Origin of the sequence: Arcobacter roscoffensis (assembly GCF_024267655.1) — a bacterium.
GTDB classification, from domain to species: domain Bacteria; phylum Campylobacterota; class Campylobacteria; order Campylobacterales; family Arcobacteraceae; genus Arcobacter_B; species Arcobacter_B roscoffensis.
On the sequence record NZ_CP100595.1, the window covers coordinates 1,573,414 to 1,591,160 of the forward strand.

General features: G+C 27.7%; 19 protein-coding genes. 11 read left to right on the forward strand and 8 right to left on the reverse strand.

Translation table 11 applies throughout. The annotated features are described in order from the left end of the window. Positions 1 to 34 precede the first annotated feature (34 nt). Complete coding sequence (locus NJU99_RS07240; protein ID WP_254578058.1) at positions 35 to 1,273, reverse strand: response regulator; 1,239 nt, start codon at positions 1,271 to 1,273, stop codon at positions 35 to 37. Positions 1,274 to 1,442: 169 nt separating this feature from the next. On the opposite strand from NJU99_RS07240, the gene NJU99_RS07245 reads away from it, so the two are divergent. Beyond that, a complete protein-coding gene (locus tag NJU99_RS07245) occupies positions 1,443 to 2,936 on the forward strand; it encodes a PAS domain-containing sensor histidine kinase (RefSeq protein ID WP_254578059.1) in 1,494 nt (497 codons plus the stop codon). A gap of 30 nt (positions 2,937 to 2,966) precedes the next feature. Beyond that, the gene (locus NJU99_RS07250; RefSeq protein WP_254578060.1) at positions 2,967 to 3,311 is read left to right on the forward strand and encodes a hypothetical protein; all 345 of its coding nucleotides are present in this window, start codon (positions 2,967 to 2,969) and stop codon (positions 3,309 to 3,311) included. Positions 3,312 to 3,334: 23 nt separating this feature from the next. Here NJU99_RS07250 and NJU99_RS07255 read toward each other — a convergent pair whose 3' ends face one another. Further along, positions 3,335 to 3,586, reverse strand: coding sequence for a type II toxin-antitoxin system RelE family toxin (locus NJU99_RS07255; protein ID WP_254578061.1), 252 nt, complete (start codon positions 3,584 to 3,586; stop codon positions 3,335 to 3,337). After that, positions 3,579 to 3,809, reverse strand: a complete 231-nt coding sequence (locus tag NJU99_RS07260; protein WP_254578062.1) for a ribbon-helix-helix protein, CopG family — start codon at positions 3,807 to 3,809, stop codon at positions 3,579 to 3,581. The genes NJU99_RS07255 and NJU99_RS07260 overlap by 8 nt, the downstream gene beginning before the upstream one ends. 119 nt (positions 3,810 to 3,928) lie before the next feature. Here NJU99_RS07260 and NJU99_RS07265 point away from each other — a divergent pair, with 119 nt between their 5' ends. Then, positions 3,929 to 4,732 (forward strand): DUF1853 family protein, encoded by an 804-nt coding sequence (locus NJU99_RS07265; RefSeq protein ID WP_254575253.1) that lies wholly within the window; start codon positions 3,929 to 3,931, stop codon positions 4,730 to 4,732. Between the two features lies 1 nt (position 4,733). Here the strand turns inward: NJU99_RS07265 and NJU99_RS07270 are convergent, their stop codons facing one another. Together NJU99_RS07270 and ccsA are read right to left on the reverse strand one after the other, a co-directional pair. Continuing rightward, a complete protein-coding gene (locus NJU99_RS07270; RefSeq protein ID WP_254575254.1) occupies positions 4,734 to 6,026 on the reverse strand; it encodes a zinc-binding metallopeptidase family protein in 1,293 nt (430 codons plus the stop codon). Positions 6,027 to 6,122: 96 nt separating this feature from the next. After that, the gene (ccsA, locus tag NJU99_RS07275) at positions 6,123 to 8,876 is read right to left on the reverse strand and encodes a cytochrome c biogenesis protein CcsA (RefSeq protein WP_254575255.1); all 2,754 of its coding nucleotides are present in this window, start codon (positions 8,874 to 8,876) and stop codon (positions 6,123 to 6,125) included. A gap of 175 nt (positions 8,877 to 9,051) precedes the next feature. Between ccsA and cmoB the strand changes: the two genes are divergently transcribed. Next, on the forward strand, positions 9,052 to 9,966 hold the full coding sequence (cmoB, locus tag NJU99_RS07280; protein WP_254575256.1) for a tRNA 5-methoxyuridine(34)/uridine 5-oxyacetic acid(34) synthase CmoB: 915 nt from the start codon (positions 9,052 to 9,054) through the stop codon (positions 9,964 to 9,966). A gap of 2 nt (positions 9,967 to 9,968) precedes the next feature. Here the strand turns inward: cmoB and NJU99_RS07285 are convergent, their stop codons facing one another. The 3 genes from NJU99_RS07285 to NJU99_RS07295 are packed head-to-tail and all read right to left on the reverse strand — an operon-like array spanning position 9,969 to position 12,474. Then, positions 9,969 to 10,943, reverse strand: a complete 975-nt coding sequence (locus NJU99_RS07285; RefSeq protein WP_254575257.1) for a GGDEF domain-containing protein — start codon at positions 10,941 to 10,943, stop codon at positions 9,969 to 9,971. 10 nt (positions 10,944 to 10,953) lie between these two features. Then, entirely contained in the window at positions 10,954 to 11,859 is a 906-nt protein-coding gene (locus NJU99_RS07290) for a GGDEF domain-containing protein (protein WP_254575258.1), read from the reverse strand. Between the two features lie 12 nt (positions 11,860 to 11,871). After that, positions 11,872 to 12,474, reverse strand: a complete 603-nt coding sequence (locus NJU99_RS07295) for an MBL fold metallo-hydrolase (protein WP_254575259.1) — start codon at positions 12,472 to 12,474, stop codon at positions 11,872 to 11,874. A gap of 52 nt (positions 12,475 to 12,526) precedes the next feature. On the opposite strand from NJU99_RS07295, the gene NJU99_RS07300 reads away from it, so the two are divergent. The 7 genes from NJU99_RS07300 to phnH all read left to right on the forward strand — a co-directional run bounded on the left by NJU99_RS07300 (position 12,527) and on the right by phnH (position 17,747). Then, positions 12,527 to 13,345: a ferritin-like domain-containing protein gene (locus tag NJU99_RS07300; protein WP_254575260.1), complete on the forward strand. Its 819-nt coding sequence runs from the start codon at positions 12,527 to 12,529 to the stop codon at positions 13,343 to 13,345. A gap of 171 nt (positions 13,346 to 13,516) precedes the next feature. Beyond that, entirely contained in the window at positions 13,517 to 14,239 is a 723-nt protein-coding gene (locus NJU99_RS07305; protein ID WP_254575261.1) for a GntR family transcriptional regulator, read from the forward strand. Between the two features lie 23 nt (positions 14,240 to 14,262). Next, a complete protein-coding gene (gene phnC / locus NJU99_RS07310) occupies positions 14,263 to 14,988 on the forward strand; it encodes a phosphonate ABC transporter ATP-binding protein (RefSeq protein WP_254578084.1) in 726 nt (241 codons plus the stop codon). Between the two features lie 30 nt (positions 14,989 to 15,018). Next, the gene (gene phnD / locus NJU99_RS07315) at positions 15,019 to 15,882 is read left to right on the forward strand and encodes a phosphonate ABC transporter substrate-binding protein (RefSeq protein ID WP_254575262.1); all 864 of its coding nucleotides are present in this window, start codon (positions 15,019 to 15,021) and stop codon (positions 15,880 to 15,882) included. Positions 15,883 to 15,928: 46 nt separating this feature from the next. After that, positions 15,929 to 16,786 carry a phosphonate ABC transporter, permease protein PhnE gene (gene phnE / locus NJU99_RS07320; protein WP_254575263.1) on the forward strand — a complete coding sequence of 286 codons (858 nt, stop codon included), beginning with the start codon at positions 15,929 to 15,931 and terminating at the stop codon, positions 16,784 to 16,786. Next, the gene (locus tag NJU99_RS07325; protein ID WP_254575264.1) at positions 16,786 to 17,199 is read left to right on the forward strand and encodes a phosphonate C-P lyase system protein PhnG; all 414 of its coding nucleotides are present in this window, start codon (positions 16,786 to 16,788) and stop codon (positions 17,197 to 17,199) included. The genes phnE and NJU99_RS07325 overlap by 1 nt, the downstream gene beginning before the upstream one ends. An 11-nt stretch (positions 17,200 to 17,210) precedes the next feature. After that, positions 17,211 to 17,747 (forward strand): phosphonate C-P lyase system protein PhnH, encoded by a 537-nt coding sequence (phnH, locus tag NJU99_RS07330; RefSeq protein ID WP_254575265.1) that lies wholly within the window; start codon positions 17,211 to 17,213, stop codon positions 17,745 to 17,747.

Genomic DNA, 17,747 nt, shown 5'->3' on the forward strand with positions numbered 1-17,747 from the left:
TATAATCGTAGTTCCTAAAAGTAAGCCTTAAAGCTTACTTTTCAAAGCTCTCGTCATATTTTCTTAACTGGGCTTCTCTTACTTCTACTAAATTAAGTAGATCATCAACTCTTGTTTGTTTAATTTCTATTTTTTCTTGAAGTTTTTCAATTTCTGCTTTTGCACTTACAAGCTCTTTTGATAATTCATTGTATTTTTTAACACCTTTTTCTCTTTCTTCTTTTGAATTTGAAATAATAGCTTTAAGATCTTCAATTTCACTATTTTTAACTTTTAAGTTCTTAATAACTTTATCATCTAAACCTAACATTTCATTTTCATAATACTCTATCTGAGTTCTTTGGTCTAGATATTTTTGTTTAGTAGTTTTTAGTTCATTTTCTAAATAAGATATTCTATTTTCATATGCTTTTAGATTATTTGAAGATTGAGCAACTTGCAAATTTTTTTCTTTTATATTCGTAATAAGCTTTTTTTGAAATTCTCTTTTTTGATTTACTTCTTCAGTTGATATAAAACCAATAGAAATATACTCTTCCTTTTCATTTGCTGTTTTAAATATGGTTGATCTTATATAAATTACTTCACCATTTTTATCTTCAAACTTTAAATCTTTTTTCCAAGTTTTATCAGTCTTCACTGTTTTCCATAAATCAAGAAGAATATTTTTATCAATGTTTTTACTTATTAAAGTATGAAAGTTTTTTTCTATTAACTCTTCTTTAGAATAGGCAATAGTATCACTAAATAGTCTATTAGTGTAAGTTATATCACCTTTTGAATCCATTTTAAAAATTGTAGCTACATTATCAATTACTTTTAAGTACTCTTTTAATTCAATATTTTTTTCTTCTATTAATTTTTCAAAATATTTCTTTTCACATACTTTTTGTATTTTTTCAACTACATCTTCAATATCCACAGGCTTTAAAGCATAATAAGAAGCATTTAGAGATATGGCCTTTAAAAGATATTCCGTTTCAGACCTAGCTGTTGTGAAAATAATAGGTATTGAATCATTTTTTTCTCTAATTTTTTCAAGCATTTCTATACCATTTAGTTGTGGCATATTTATATCACTTAAAATCAAATCAATCTTTGAGTTTTCAAGCAATTTGTCTTCTTGGTACTTCTGTAAGCCTTCTAAACCATTTTTGGCGACAATTACTTCTTTAAATAACCTATTTAAAACCTTTTCAAGCTGTTTTCTTGCTATCTCTTCATCTTCAACATATAATATAGTTAGATTTTTTAAAAATTCTTTATTAAACATGATTAAACCTTTATATAATAGTAATACAAATTACATAAAAGAATTATAATTATATAGATTTTTTTAAAACAAATGAAAAGATAAAATAATTTATCAAAACTTTATAATAAAAGCGATATTATAAATGATAATATTAAAATAACATAAATGTTGTTTTTTGGAGAATTACATGCCAATTATAGATAATCTTCTTTTTTACAAGCAAGTATTTGATAAATTACAAGTAAGTATTATTGTAATAAATACAAATACTGGTAATATTACAGATGTAAATGAAAGAGCATCAAAACTTTTAAAAATGCCTTGTGAAGAAATAAAAGGTATGCATTATTCTCAAATACATCCAAATAGCAATAACTTGCTTTTTGATGAATTTCTAAATGAAACTATTCAAAAACTTTTAAATGAAAAAAAAGTAGAGGATTTTGAACATTTTATTATAGATTCAAATAAAAAAATTATCCCCATAGAAATCTCTTTTAATCTAATCAATATAGAAGAAAAAAACTATTTAGTTTTAATGATTAAAGATTTGAGACTAAGAAAACAAAGAGAGAATTTAATCAACTACTACAATAAAGCTCTAGAAAAGTCTTCGAGTTTTCTAGCTTTAGTAGATAAAAACTATAAGTATTTATCAGTAAATGACTACTATTCAAAAGTTTTTGGTATGAAAAAAGAGAAGTTTATAGGTAAGTCTATGTCTTTTATTTTTGGTGAAGAGTATTTTAATGAAATAATAAAAGAAAAATTTGATAAAGCTTTAAATGGTGAGTCAATAGAGTTCAACACAACTGTTGATATTAATAAAAAAACACACTATTTACAAGTATATTATGAACCATATTATAATAGTGAAAAACATATAGAAAGTGTTGTAGTTCATGTTTATGATATGACTAGATTTAAAGAGTATGAAGATGATAATCTAAAAAAAGAAAAACTTCTAATACAGCAATCAAAAATGGCATCTATGGGTGAAATGCTTGAAAATATTGCTCATCAATGGAGACAGCCTTTATCAGTTATTTCTACTTGTACAAGCGGAATAATGCTTCAAAAAGAGTTTGATACTTTGACTGATGAGATTTTAAATGAATCCTTATCAAATATAATGAATACAACAAATTATTTATCTAGTACAATTGATGATTTTAAAAACTTTTTTGAAAGAGATAAGCAAAAAATTGTTTTTAATGTTTCATCAATTATAAATAAAACACTAGATTTAGTTGAGATGAGTTTAAGTAGTAATGATATAGATTTAATAAAAGATTTAGATGAAACAATCGATATTGAAAACTATAAAAACGAATTAATGCAAGTTTTATTAAATATTGTAAACAATGCAAAAGATGCCTTAATTATAAATAAGCAAGGCTATGAAAACAAAAAACTTATTAAGATTTCTTTGTATAGAAAAGATGACAAAACAGTAATAGAAATTTTAGATAATGCAAATGGTGTACCAGAAGAGATTCAAGAAAAGATTTTTGAGCCATATTTTACTACAAAACACCAAAGTCAAGGAACGGGAATAGGGCTTTTTATGACAAGAGAAATTGTTGCAAAACATATGGAAGGTGAAATTAGTATTGAAAATATTAAATTTACCTTTGAAAAAGAAGAACAGTTCGGTGCTTTATTTAGAATTGTAATTTAAATGATAGAATGAAATTTTTAGGAGAGATTAATGAGTTATCTAGATATATGTGTGATTGGCTGGAACTTAAATGTAATGATGTTCTTAATAAACTTCTTTTTGGCAATAAGAGTAATTTTTGCCCAAGATAGAGATAGACTACAAGAGGAAAGCTTGGTATTAAAAGAGCTTAAAGAAGAAATGGATAACTACTATCCATATAGAACCCAAACTACCATTATTACTTATTTAGTGCCTTTTACAGCATTTTTTAGAATGAGTCTAAGATTTATGGAAATGTTTTTTTTCTTTCAAAAAAATAGAGGTTCAAAGATGTTTGACTATATGGTATATAAGTACACAACTGAAATTAATAAGGCTAAGAATAACCAATAGTAGGGGATTTTAAGTGAAGTGTATTAATAGACTTCTTTTCTATGTGCTATACGAATTAAAGTGATTAATAGGATATTATTTTCTTTATAGTATATTATTCTATAGTCACCTGCACGTTTTCTAAACTTGCCTTTATGTTTACCTTTTAGAGCTTTATCGTTTGTAAAAATACCTTCTTGTAAATCTTTTATTTTATTTGCTATTATTTGTCTTGATTCCTGATTAAGCTTCATAAACTCTTTTTGAGATGCTTTAACAAATGCAATTTTATACATCTATACCAGCTTTTTTAAATACATCTTCCATTGAAAGCACTTCCATAGATCCTTTTTTAACTTCATCTATTCTTTGATCACTTATCATTTCATCTAGAGTATCAAAATAACTACTAATCGCTTTTTCTATTAAATAAGTTCTTGTTCTATCTAATTCAGAAGCATATTCATCAAGGTTTGATAATAACTCTTCATCTAATCTAATATTAATTGCTTTTTTCATTTGACTACCTTTGTCTATATATGTAGATACATTTTACTACATTAATTTTATTTTGTCAATTTCTCTAAGTTTTTGTTATAATATTTTTTAATTTACAATATAGGAAATAAATATAATATATGAATAATCTAAAAGCACAATTCGAAGGCTTTTATAATACGCCTGCTTTGTTTGAAACTCTAAATGATATTAGACAATTTGAATTTGAAGCAATTGAATATAAAAAACATGATTATGCAAAATTTGAGATTTTACAAAAACTTCCTTTGGGAAAAAGAGTAGAGTACTTTTTTGAAGAGTATATAAAACTATCAAATCGTTATAACCTAATATACAAGAATATCCAAGTAATTGAGAATAAAAATACCTTAGGAGAACTAGACTTCATACTGTTTGATAAAAAAACACAGCTGTATTTACATACAGAGCTTGTTTATAAGTTTTATTTGTATGATAATAGTTTCAACGAGGAAATAAACAGATATATAGGCCCTAATAGAGATGATACATTACTTAAAAAGCTAGAAAAACTAAAAACAAAACAATTTCCTTTACTTTTTAGAGATGAAACAAAAAACTATATAGATATTGATTTAAAGAATGTTTTTCAAAACAGTTGTTTTAAAGCAAATATATTTTTACCTTACAAAAAAGATGTAAAAACATCTTTAATAAATAAATCTTGCATTAAAGGCTTTCATATTAATATAATTGAGTTTTTAAAATTACCTGAATTTAAAGAGTATAAATATTTTTTACCCCATAGATATGATTGGATTTTAGATGCTTCTTCAAGTACTACTTGGAAAAATTATGGTGAAATACAAGAAGAGATTCAAGTCTTTTTAGACTTGAAAAAATCTCCTTTAGTTTGGTTAAAAAGTCAAACTGATTATAAAGTGTTTTTTATCACTTGGTGGTAGATTACTTATAAATCTCTTCAACAATCTTTTTTACAACTTCATAAACATTTTCAACAGACTTTATTGATACTTGCTCTTTTCTTGAGTGTGGAAAGTTTATAGTAGGACCTATTGAAGCTACTTTCAAGTGAGGGTATTTATCTTTAAAGATTGCACACTCTAATCCTGCATGAATAGCTTCTAGTGAGGCTTGAGGGTTAATAGTTTGATATATATCTAATACTTTTGAAGTAAACTCATTTACATCAGGTTTCCAAGCAGGGTATTTCCCATCTGTTCTTACACTAAAACCATGTTCATTTAAAATATTTGTTGTTTCTTCTTTTATAGCTGCTAACTCATTATTTGCCATTGATCTTGCACTAAATTCAATTTTAATACTATCAATTGTTGTTGATATGATTGCAATATTTATAGAGTTTTGAACTACATTTAACTCTTCATTTGTAGAAATAACCCCTTGTTTAAAATCATAGATGAAATCAATCACCTTATCATCAAATACACTTAAATGCTCACTTTGAGTATCTATTTTAGTAATCTTCATATTTTCATGACTAGCAATTGGTTCACAGCTACAAGCTACAATAGCTTTTGCATTTACTGGAATAGAGTTTATTCTCTCTCCACCATTAAAATCTAAAAGCTTTGCATTTGCTTCTTTTATAGTTTTTGCTACTAGCTTTATGGCATTTGGGATATTTTTATCAATATCAACACCACTATGACCACCTTGAAGCTTAGCTATACTTATCTCATACAAATCAAGTTTTTCAGTATTAGGAAGAATCTTTTTATTTGAATTTACAGCAAAAATATCTACTCCACCTGCACAACCTATACAAACTTCACCTTCTTCTTCACTATCAAGGTTTAGCATATAAGGAGCGTTTATTTCTAACTCTAAGTTATTTGCACCAATCAAACCTATTTCTTCATCAGATGTAAATAAATACTCAGCATCAACTCCATCATACATAAGGTTTATCATATATGAACAACCAATACCATTATCACTTCCAAGAGTAGAGTTCTTTGCACTTAAAATATCATCATTCTGAATGATTTGAGGAACACAATTATCTTCTAAACATACTATGTCATAGTGAGATTGAAATACTATTTTTGCTTGTGAATTTTCTTTTTTACATAAAATATTATTATATTTATCTACTAAACATTCATATCCTAAATCTAGCGATATTTTTTTCATGTAGTTTATAAATGCTTCATGAGTTTTTGAACATCTTGGAATTGCAGTGATTTCTTTAAAAATTTCTATAACTTTACTCATATTACACCTTAAATTTTTTAGGTGATTATAACAAAATAAGCTAGGGAAGAGTTTAAAGTAGGGGGAGTTAAATATATAAACTAAGAGTAAAAACTCTTAGTTTGTTTTATTAGTTTGTACAGAAATAGGATCTTTCATATTTCTGTTTTTATATGCTAAGGCAATTGTAATAAATACCATAGAAACTACATAGTAAACCCATGTAGGAATTGGTACAGGATCACCTGTTGCATATGAGTGCATACCTGATAAGTAGAAGTTTACTCCAAAGTATGTCATTAAAATTGTTGCAAATGCTAAAAGTGAAGCAGTTGAGAATGCAAATGGATTGTTAAGTGGTTTAACAAATCTCATGTGGATTACAAAAACATAAGTTATGATTGATACATAAGCCCAAGTCTCTTTTGGATCCCATCCCCAATATCTACCCCAAGATTCATTTGCCCAAATACCACCAAGGAAGTTACCAATTGTAATAAATGTAACACCGACAATTAAAGCTATTTCATTAATAGCAGTGATATTTTTAATAGTCTCATCTAAATGAGGTCTATTTTTTCTAAAGATAAACATAATTAATGACATAAATCCTAAGATAGCTCCAAGTCCAAAGAATCCATATGAAGCTGTTAGAATTGATACGTGAATTGTTAACCAATAAGATTTAAGTACAGGAACAAGATTTGTAATTTGTGGATCAATTCCTGTTAAGTGAGCTGTAAACATAAATATACCAGCAACAATAACAGCAGCACTTAATGCAAGAAGTGATTTTCTAAAGAAAACAACACCTGCAAATATAGCTGACCAAGATATATATAGAAGTGATTCATATGTATCTGACCATGGTGCATGACCTGAAATAACCCATCTAAATCCCATTCCAAAAGTATGTGTAGCAAATAACAATGCTAATACAATAAAGAAGAAGAATGTAGTTTTTCTTGGTTTAATATTAGGATTAAATACTACAACAAATGCTACTATTAACATAATTAAACCAGTTAAAACATATGCAAGTGTAAGTTTTAAGAAGATATCTAATTCATTAAATAAAATCTCATTACTAACTTCTGAGTCACTTAACATAACTTCTTTACCAATCTTTTCTTGGTAAAGTTTAATCATATCAAGGAATTTGTCTGCTTGTTCCCAATCACTTTGAATAACAGAGTTAATAAACCCTCTCGTCATAAGTTCAGCTGCTCTTCCACTTTTTTCTTCAAAAGTTTCCATAGCCTCTAATGGTGCATGCCATGTATTTGCTTTATCTTCTGGTTCTGGGAAGATTCTAAATAAGTTACCATTAAAAGTTGCATATGTGATATTAAGTCTTTCATCAAGTCTTACAATATCTTTTTCATATGTTCCTCTATCTTGAGGTTTAGTAATAGCAGCTTTTTCAGCTTCTTTATTTAAAATATATTTACCATCAATAAAAACTTCTGTAAAAGCAATATGTTTTCTACTTTCATCAATACCTAAAAACTTTTTTAATTTAGGAGTTTTTACTTTAATAAGTCTAATATCTCTCCACATTTCAGGTCTTGTTAGCATACCTAAAACGATTTGGTCTGCATTCATTCCAAATAATGATTTTCTACCACTTAATTTAAGAAGGATTTCTCTATTTAGTGTAGATATAGGTTTCATTCTTCCACCTTGACTTTGTGTCACAAGTTTAGAGAACTTATCAGCTGTTGCTTTTGATTCTTCTTTAAATTTCTTTAAATAAGCAACTGTATCTTGAGCTTTTACTTCGTCTTCCATAACTCTTTCTTCAGCGTGTAATGAAGTTGAAGCAAAAGCAAACATACAGGCAATTGCAATAGAAGCTACATTTCTTTGAGCTACATATTTAGTTAATTTCCAAAATCTTGATTTTTTGTCAAATAGATTCATAACTAAACCAAGTGTCAGTAAGAAGTAACCAAAGTAAGTAGGCCATTTTCCTGGGTCATTATTTACAGATAAAACAGTACCTGTTTCATCAGGGAAATATGAACTTTGGAAGAATAAGAAGTTTCCTTCATGTAGTGTTCTATTCATAAAAATCCTATAATCATACTCTTTATTATCTTTGATAACTGTAACTTCAGATGCATAAGATGAAGGTGCATTACTACCTGGGTATCTGTCAAGCTGAAAGTCATTTAATTTAATAGCAAATGGTAAGAATAGTGTTTTAGAACCATAAGATAAAGTTACTGTTGTATCACCAAATACTAGGTCTCTTTTTAAACCTCTTTGTCCTCTTTGTCCTGGAAGCTTAATAGTTTGTGTTTTACCATCAATTGTTACATCAACGCTTAAAAGTCCCATTTTAGCAGTACCTTTTTTTGCTAAAAGGTAATCTTTATATTTTACATTTACTTTTTTATCATCACTATATAAAATAGTGTGTTCAAAGTCATTAACAAATTTTAGTAAAGATGTAAACTCTTTTTGGTACTCTTTGTAGTAAGTTGTACCATTTTCTTTAATAGATATTTGTAAGTAAGGCTCTAGTGAACTCATTCTGTTTTCAGTAGTTCCTTCTTTAATTTGCATAATTCCTTCATAACCTGCATATCTTGTAATACCAGCAGCAATTAATATAACTACAAATGATGTGTGAAATATAAATCTAGCTTTACTTTTCCACATTTTATATTTAAAAATAATACCTGTTAGATTTATTGTAGTTAATACTAGTATTGCTTCATACCAAATATGATTATAAACTAATACTCTTGCAGAAGATGTATCAAAATCATTTTCAATAAATGTAGCATAACCAGCTCCAATTGCTAATATAGCTAATAAGATAAGTGTAGTCTTAAAGGAAAATAAGACATTTGTTCCTTTCAAAAAAAATCCTTTCTGTTTTAATTAATGAATGAATTATATTGTTAAGTAGTTAACTATAAGTTAACTAAAAATGAAAATAAATTCATATTTTATTTCATTTGGAAGTATAACAAAAGATTAATTTGTTTGACTTGATTTAAGACAATATTTTACTTATTATTCCTATAATAACGCTATGAATTTAGAAGAATTACAAAAAAAGAAAGACGATTGCAGAAATTGGAAAAATGTTCAGCCTTGGTTTGAGCAATTAAATAAAGCACGAGAGATAAAAACGAAAGAGCTTTTTGTTGATTATGGAGATTGGTTTACTATTGGAAAAAGAGAAAACCTTACTCAAGAAGAGTATAATCTAATCGAAGAAACAGCAAAAAAACTTATTCCTTGGAGAAAAGGGCCTTTTAATCTTTTTGGTTTAGAAATAGATAGCGAATGGCAAAGTAATATAAAATACAATCTAATTAGACCTCACTTTAATTTAAAAGACAAAGTTGTTGCAGATATTGGTTGTAATAATGGATATTATATGTTTAGAATGCTTGAGGATAAACCAAAAAGACTTATTGGTTTTGATCCTAGTGCTTTAACCTTACATCAATTTGAGTTTATAAATCACTTTGTTAAATCAGAAATAGTTTATGAAATGCTTGGGGTTGAACACTTAGAGTATTATAATCATCAATTTGACTTTATTTTTATGCTTGGTGTTTTATATCATAGACCAGATCCTGTAGGAACTTTAAAGTCATTAGCAAGAGGCTTAAACTCAAAAGGTGAAATATTAATTGATACTTTTATGATTGATGGAGAAGAAGAGCTTTGTCTAACACCAAATAAAAGATATTCAAAAATACCAAATATTTATTTTATACCAACAATTCCTGCACTTACAAACTGGCTTCTTAGAGCTGGATTTGAAAATATTGAAGTTATTGCAACAACAGTTACAACAAATGAAGAGCAAAGAAAAACAAAATGGTCTTTTGATCAAAGCTTAGAAGATTTTTTAGATCCAAATGATAGTAGTAAAACTATTGAGGGTTATCCTGCACCTAAAAGAGTATATGTAAAAGCTAGAAAAGTACAATAGACTTAAAAAAGTTCTATTGTATCTTCTTCTGAGAGTTCAGCATAGTCAAAAAACTGACTCCTCCCATTATTTTTTGCTTCATATAAAGCAATATCAGCATTTTTTATAGCATCTGTAATTGTTTCACTAGAATCTGTTTTAAAAGTTTCAAGTCCTATGCAAATAGTTTTTTTCAAAGTTTGCTTTGTAATTGGATTAACTTCAATCTCTACTTTTGCAAAACCTTCAATTATTTTTTTAGCAATATCTTCTATTTGCCATTTTGCTGTATTACTTAAAATAGTTACTAAAAATTCATCAGCATTAAGTCTAGCAACCATATCAAATTCATTTATATTTGTATGGATTATTTTTGCAAGCTCTACTAAAACTTGATCTGAGATGTCATAATCAAATTCATCTATTACAGCTTTAAAATGATCAACACCAATCATAAGAAAATATATCTCTTCTCTTGTATTATTTGAAATAGTAAGATGTTTATTTAAGTTTTCAATTAAATAGTTTCTATTATAAACTTTAGTAACTGAATCAATAGATGAAGACTCTATAAAGTTTTTCTTTAGAATACCATTTTGAATAATAGGTGAGATTTGAAAAAATGCAGCTTCAATAGTATCATATTTAGCTTGCAGTACTTGATAGTGAACATTTGAAGTGGCACTAAAAGATACTGTTGCATTAAGATTAGTATGAGTATTTATAATAAAAAAGTAAGCTCTATCATCATCAAGATAGAATTCTTTCCCTTTTACTAAAATCTCTTCTTTTGTATTTGAGCTTATATCAATTAGAGAAAATGTTAGATTATCAACACAAAAAAATTTGTTTAACCAGTCATAAATATCTTCAGCCATTTGAACAATATTTGTTGAATACTGTAGTTGCTCGTATAAATTATAAATACTAACTAAAGATTTGTAGCTTTCTTCATTTTTCTTTGAGTCTTTTATTAGTTCTAAAATCTTCTCTTTCATAATTTAAACCTTAAAATAAGTCAATTGTATTGGTATCTTCTTGTGTATACGTAAAAAATTGACTTCTACCTTTATTTTTTGCTTCATATAAAGCAATATCAGATTTTCTAAAAATTTCATCCATTGATGAAGCATCATCAGGGAAAATTGCTATACCACAACAAACTGTCTTTTTTAGAGTTTGCTTAGTTTGTTCGTTTACTAATACTTCTTTTTGTGCAAATGCTTCAATAATTTTTTGGGCTATCATTGAAGCATTTTCATTATCTTGAATGTTCATTAAAATTACTAAAAATTCATCTGAATCAATTCTTAAAATAATATCAGATGTTCTTAAAGTCTCTTTTAATACATCTGATAAAGCAATAAGTACTTTATCACCTATATTGTAATCAAACTCATCAATTACAGCTTTAAATTGATCAATACCAAATTTTAAAAAACCTAAAGTATTTTTTTCTCTAATTGATAAACTTAATAATTTCTCTGCATAGTTTTCTAAATAGTGTCTATTATATAAACCTGTTAAACTATCAATCAAACTTAAATCTTTTAAAGTATCTTTTAAAAGCTTATTATATAGTGTCTGAGAAAAGGCTTGAAGAGCAAGATTAATCACAAATCTATTCTCAATTATATTTTTATCGTCATTTGATGAAACTATAACTCTAATCTTTGTATATTCACTTTGAATTAATTCAAATACACAGTTCTCATGCTCTATTAGTTTATTTGAAGATTTGTAAAGAATATCTTCTCTATCCTCTTCGCTTGTATCAAGTAGAGTAATCTCAATATCATCAACATTGAATTTTGTTTTTAAATACTCTAATACTTCTACATAAAACTGTTCTAAAGTTCTTACAAGTTTTAAGTTTTCATTCTCATTTACTATATTTTCACAAACTTGACTCATCTATATTTACCCTTATAATATAATATATCTTTCCCATTGTGCTAAGGAATCTAACTCAGCTATTAGTGTAGTTTTATCACCATGTCCAGGGTAAATATGAAAATTTGTATTTTCCCAAGAAAGTATCTTATTAATACTTTGTTTCATTTGTGCTGCATTTGACATTGGAAAGTCAAATCTTCCAATAGTACCTTTAAATATAAAATCACCTGTAAATAAATGTTCATTAATTTGAATTGCAGAACATCCTGGCGTATGTCCAGGGAAATGATGAAATTTAATTTTAACACCTGCAATCTCAAACTCTTGGTCTGGTTCAACTTCAATATCAGCAATTGAAGAGGGCATTCCAAGTCCATAAGGATCTGTAGTTAATAAAAAACAGTCATCTTTTGGTGTATATAATTTTACATTGTATTCATTTTTAACTTCTGTATTTGACCATACATGATCAAAATGTCCATGAGTGTTTAAAACTGCGACAGGATTTGTTACATTTTGTTTTATCCATCTTGCTGCATCTACTCCTGGATCAATAATTATATCTTTATCATCTATTGTTACTATATAACAATTAGTCTGATAATCGCCCATTGGCTGTACTTTTATATCCATTTTAAAGCCTTTTCGCTAAAATATTATCATTATATCATAAAAGAGGTTATACGTGAATTATTTTTCTACATTAGAGCAGGTTTTATTAGCAAATAATCCAAAAGATAAGATTGAAAAGTTCAAATCTTTTTATAAAAACTTTATAAATAACAATTTTACTTTTGAAAAAGATTATATACCCTATGAACTTAAAGAGCCATCATATATAAGTTTTTTAAAGATTGTTAAACCAACATCTTTACCTAAAATAAAAAACTTTAAATCCATAGAAGGTAAACAATATTTATTACATACAATCTTACATATCGAATATAGTGCAATTGATTTAGCACTTGATGCAGCACTTAGATACAAAGACTTACCCCTAGAATACTATAAAGATTGGTTAGAGGTTGCAGATGATGAGATTAGACATTTTTTAATGTTAGAGGAGTTACTAGCAGAAATAGGTGGTAAATATGGTGACTTTGCCGTGCATAAAAATTTATTTGAAGCTATGGAGACAACACCTGAATTTTTAAGAAGAATGGCAGCAGTTCCAAGATATCTTGAAGCAAATGGTTTAGATCAAAATCCAAAAATAATGGAAAAGCTAAAATCAAATAATGATCCATTTAATAGAAAAATACTTGATGTTTTAAATATTATTTTAGAAGAAGAAGTTGATCATGTAACAAAAGGCGATGTTTGGTTTAAATACGCATGTGATTTAGAAAATGTACCTTATGATTCTACTTATTTACAAATAATAGAAGAAGTTTTTCCAGGGTCAACAAAAAGAAAAATGGATTTAAACTTTGAAGCTAGAAAAAAAGCTGGCTTTTCTTGCGAACTTTTAAAAACTTTATCTAAAAAAGAAGATTGTAATTAAACTGTAATTATCTAATCTAACTACCATAAATACTGCTATTAAACAAATTTAACTTTTAGCTTGTCTATACAAGACTTACAACTTGTATAGACAACTTGTAATCATTGTGTAATTTATGTGCTTTATACTTCCAACATCAAGCTTGTGTAGACAAGTTAAAAGGCAGTTAAAGTGAAGAAAGTTACAAAACCTACATATATAAAACTTTATGAACAAATATTAAAAAGTATTGAATCCAAAGAGTACAATGTAAGTGAAAAACTACCATCAGAAAATGAATTAGCTAAACAGTTTGATGTAAATAGACATACTGTAAGACAAGCTTTATCTTTATTAAAAGACAAAGGGTTTATTTACACAAAAAGAGGAAAAGGAAACTTTATATCAAATATAAAAGTTCCTTATTCAATTACTGATAAAAGCTCTTACTCTTCAAAAATATTAGATTTAGGTTACGAGCCAAAAACAAAACTTTTAAGTGCCAATATTGTTGAACCAAGCGAAGATGTAATAAATAACTTAGGATTAAGTAAGAAATTAAAAGTTATAGAGTTGAAACTTTTAAGATATGCAAATGATTTGCCTATTTCTGTTTCATATTCTTATTTTGATGCATTTATTTATAGAGAGATTATTAACAACTTAGATATGGAGCCTTTCTCTTTATATAAAATTTTAAATAAATGTTATCCAAATTTAGAAATTAGGAAAGTTTCAACTGTATTTGAATCTTTAGTTTCAACAAAAGAGTTTAGCAAACTACTCATGATGCCTTCAAATTCACCAATTTTAGCAGCTAGTACTTTATCAAAAGACCAAGATGGAAATTTTGTTGAATATGGAACATCATATTTTAGAGCCGATACTTGTAAAATCAAAGTAGATTTAATTTAATTAGGAGATTAATAGTGATAAAGATGAAAAACCTAACATTAGGTTATAAAAAAGAAGAAATCTTAAAAAATGTGGACTTTAAAGTAAAAGAGGGTGAATTTATTGGAATCATTGGACCTAGTGGTGCTGGTAAATCAACACTTTTAATGTCAGTTACTGGTGGAATAAAAGTTTTTGATGGAAAGTTTGAAGTTTTAGATTTTGATTTAAATAATATCAAGAAAAAGAACTTAGTTAAATTAAGAGAACAAGTTGGAGTTATTTTTCAAGGCTATAACCTAGTTGATAGAATTTCTGTACTTGATAATGTAATTAGTGGAATGTTAAAAGAAATCCCTCTAACAAGAGCAATAATAAAACTATATAAGAAAAAGGAGTTAAAAAAAGCAAAAGAGTATATGGACATTGTTGATATTACAAAACATTCGATGAAAAGGTGTGATGAACTTTCGGGAGGACAAAGACAAAGAGTTGCAATAGCTAGAGCTTTAGCCGCAGAACCAAAGATCATTTTAGCTGATGAACCTGTATCTGCTCTTGATCCAAAAAGTGCAAAAAAGGTTATGGAGATTTTAAGGAAGGTAAACAAAACTTACGGGGTAACTGTAATTGCGAACCTTCATCATTTAGAGTATGCCAAAGAGTATTGTGACCGAATCGTTGGAGTAAACGATGGTCAAGTTGTCTTTGACGATAAGAGTGAGTTGCTAACTGAAAAGTTAGTTGAAAAAATCTACACAAACAACTAGTGTAAAACAAAAATTAAATTAGGAAATAAAATGAAATTAATTAAAAAACTTACAGTAGCTTCTATAGCTTTAGGATTAGCATCAACATCAATGTTTGCACAAGAAAAATGGCCAGAAAAAATTACTTTTGGTGTAATACCTGTAGCTGGTTCAACTTCTATGAAAGAAAACTTCGGACCTTTAACTGATTATTTATCAAAATCATTAGGTATTAAAGTTGAGATGAAATTAGCTGGAGATTACACAGGTGTAATTACAGGAATGCAACATAAACATATTGATGTAGCTTATTTAGGACCAAAATCTTATGTTGAAGCTGCAAAAAGAGCTAATGCTGAAGCTTTAGTTGTAGAAGTTGATGGGGAATCAGGGCTTCCAGGATATAGAGGTACGATTATTACTAAAAAAGGAAGCGGCTTAAAAAGTTTAGCTGACTTAAAAGGTAAAACTTGGGCATTCACATCATCTCAATCTACATCAGGAACTTTAGTTCCAACAGTGATGTTCTCAAAAGCTGGAATTAACCCTCAAGAATATTTTTCTAAAGTAGTTTATTCAGGTGGTCATGAGGCTTCTATTTTAACAGTAAAAGCTGGAAGAATTGATGCAGCTTCTACTAATAATTTAGATTTTAATAGAGGATTAGGAAAACACTGGGAAAAAGATCAATTTAATGTTATCTGGACTTCAGATTTAATTCCAGGAGCTCCTGTTGCTGCAAGAGCTGATTTACCAACATCACTTAAAATGGCTTTAAAAGGTGCATTTTTATCTTACAACGACCCTAAAGGTTTAGAAAAACTAAAAAACAAAGGTTTTGTTAAAGGTGATGACTCTGTTTATGATTCTGTAAGAGAATTAATCGAACTAAAAAATAAGTTAAAAAATAAATAATTAAAAAAAGTAAGCGTTCTACGCTTACTTAAATAAGGATAATAAAATGAATGTAGAAGAGCTAAAAGCTAAAAGTAGTCCCTTTTCTTTTGGGAAATCAGCAGTAATTGTAATTTTTTTACTTGTTCTAATTCAAAGTTGGAATGACACAGAAATGAGTTTTTCTTCACTTTATGAGGGTGCTGGTTATATGTCTGAGTATATTGCTGGTAATCCAAGTATTGAAGGAAGTGGATTTTTCCCACCAAATTTAAATAGTGCTGATTTAATGGTTTATGTATGGTCAATGATAGAGACTATTCAAATGGCAGTTGTTGCATTGTTTATATCTATAGTAGTGGCAGTTCCATTATCATATATGAGTTCAAGAAATATCTTAAATATTTTAATTCCAGGTAAAACTCCAATTCATGAGTTCATAAAAAAAGTGATATATGGAAGTGCTACCTTTGTTGCAAATGTTTTTAGATCAATCAATGAAATTGTATGGGCATTGATTTTTGTAAGTGCAGTTGGTCTTGGACCAATGGCAGGTATTTTAGCATTAGGTGTGCATACAGCAGGTGTTTTATCAAAGCTTTTAAGTGAGGGAAATGAGTCAATAGACCCAGGTCCGGTAGAAGCTTTAACTACAACAGGTGCTGGATTTTTTAAAGTATTAGTTTATGCGGTTATCCCACAAACAATGCCTCATTTTGTTTCTATGGCTTTATATAGATTTGAAAGTGATGTAAGAGCAGCTTCAATTCTTGGATTTGTTGGTGCTGGTGGTATTGGTTTTTATCTGTTCGACAAGATGAGAGCTTTTGAAAATGGTGATGTATGTTCAATCATTATCATTATTGTTTTAACTGTTTGGATACTTGACAAAATTAGTGCAATGATTAGAAAAAGGTTTATTTAATGAAAAGAGAAGATATTAATAATTTAGCACAATTAGTGCAATTAGAAAAATTAGAAAAATTATATAAAGAGATTGATAAAGACAATAAGGTTCAAGTTTTAACACCTCCTACAGAGCAAACACTTTTAGTTCCTGTAAGAGATCCTATTTCAAATAGTGATTTTTATGCAGGAGAGGTATTAGTAACTTCTACTATTGTACAAGTAAATGATACTAAAGGTTGGTCGATGGTTATGGATACAAATGAGAGTTTATCTCTTTATACAGCAGTTATTGATGCTGCTTTTGAAGCAGATATTTTTAAAGAGAAAATAGTAACTATTTTAGAAGAAGCAAAGAGTCAAGATAGTTTAAATAAAGAGAAAATAAATCAAAAAGTAAACGCTACTAGAGTTTCTTTTGATTTAATGTAAGGGAATATTAGATGAATACTGTTGATATAGAAAAACTAAATAGAGATAACTTTAAATCAATGATGAATGCTTTATCAATGCCAGGTAAGATTGAGAAAATTCAACCTTTATTTGAATCAAATTTGTTGGCAATTGCAAACACACTTTTATACTCAGAAGTTAGCTTTTATTATGAAGGGAATGAAGAGTTTAATTTAATTGAAGCAATTACAAATTCACAAAATGATCAAGCTGATAATGCAGATTATATTTTTTGTGATGAACTAAATGAGTATTTATTCAATAAAGGAAAAGTTGGAACATCAAAAGACCCTGAATACTCTTCTACATTTGTTTTTAAGTGTAAAGATTTTAATGGCTTAGAAGTTAAATTGACAGGACCGGGAATAGATGGAAGTAAAAAGGTTAACTTACCAATTGACAAATCTTTTGTTGAGTTTTTTAATGAAAAGAACTCTTACTATCCACTTGGAAATGAAGTATTCTTTTTAAGTCAAGAAGGCGAGATTACAGCAATTTCAAGAACTACAAAAATGGAGGTTTTATAA

Coding starts and splice junctions, on each gene's coding strand:
- NJU99_RS07250 (WP_254578060.1), top strand. CDS start 2,967: ATGAGTTATCTAGATATATGTGTGATTGGCTGGAACTTAAATGTAATG.
- cmoB (WP_254575256.1), top strand. CDS start 9,052: ATGAATTTAGAAGAATTACAAAAAAAGAAAGACGATTGCAGAAATTGG.
- NJU99_RS07285 (WP_254575257.1), bottom strand. CDS start 10,943: ATGAAAGAGAAGATTTTAGAACTAATAAAAGACTCAAAGAAAAATGAA.
- NJU99_RS07255 (WP_254578061.1), bottom strand. CDS start 3,586: ATGTATAAAATTGCATTTGTTAAAGCATCTCAAAAAGAGTTTATGAAG.
- NJU99_RS07295 (WP_254575259.1), bottom strand. CDS start 12,474: ATGGATATAAAAGTACAGCCAATGGGCGATTATCAGACTAATTGTTAT.
- NJU99_RS07245 (WP_254578059.1), top strand. CDS start 1,443: ATGCCAATTATAGATAATCTTCTTTTTTACAAGCAAGTATTTGATAAA.
- NJU99_RS07260 (WP_254578062.1), bottom strand. CDS start 3,809: ATGAAAAAAGCAATTAATATTAGATTAGATGAAGAGTTATTATCAAAC.
- NJU99_RS07290 (WP_254575258.1), bottom strand. CDS start 11,859: ATGAGTCAAGTTTGTGAAAATATAGTAAATGAGAATGAAAACTTAAAA.
- NJU99_RS07325 (WP_254575264.1), top strand. CDS start 16,786: ATGAAAAGAGAAGATATTAATAATTTAGCACAATTAGTGCAATTAGAA.
- phnC (WP_254578084.1), top strand. CDS start 14,263: ATGAAAAACCTAACATTAGGTTATAAAAAAGAAGAAATCTTAAAAAAT.
- NJU99_RS07265 (WP_254575253.1), top strand. CDS start 3,929: ATGAATAATCTAAAAGCACAATTCGAAGGCTTTTATAATACGCCTGCT.
- NJU99_RS07240 (WP_254578058.1), bottom strand. CDS start 1,273: ATGTTTAATAAAGAATTTTTAAAAAATCTAACTATATTATATGTTGAA.
- phnD (WP_254575262.1), top strand. CDS start 15,019: ATGAAATTAATTAAAAAACTTACAGTAGCTTCTATAGCTTTAGGATTA.
- phnH (WP_254575265.1), top strand. CDS start 17,211: ATGAATACTGTTGATATAGAAAAACTAAATAGAGATAACTTTAAATCA.
- NJU99_RS07270 (WP_254575254.1), bottom strand. CDS start 6,026: ATGAGTAAAGTTATAGAAATTTTTAAAGAAATCACTGCAATTCCAAGA.
- phnE (WP_254575263.1), top strand. CDS start 15,929: ATGAATGTAGAAGAGCTAAAAGCTAAAAGTAGTCCCTTTTCTTTTGGG.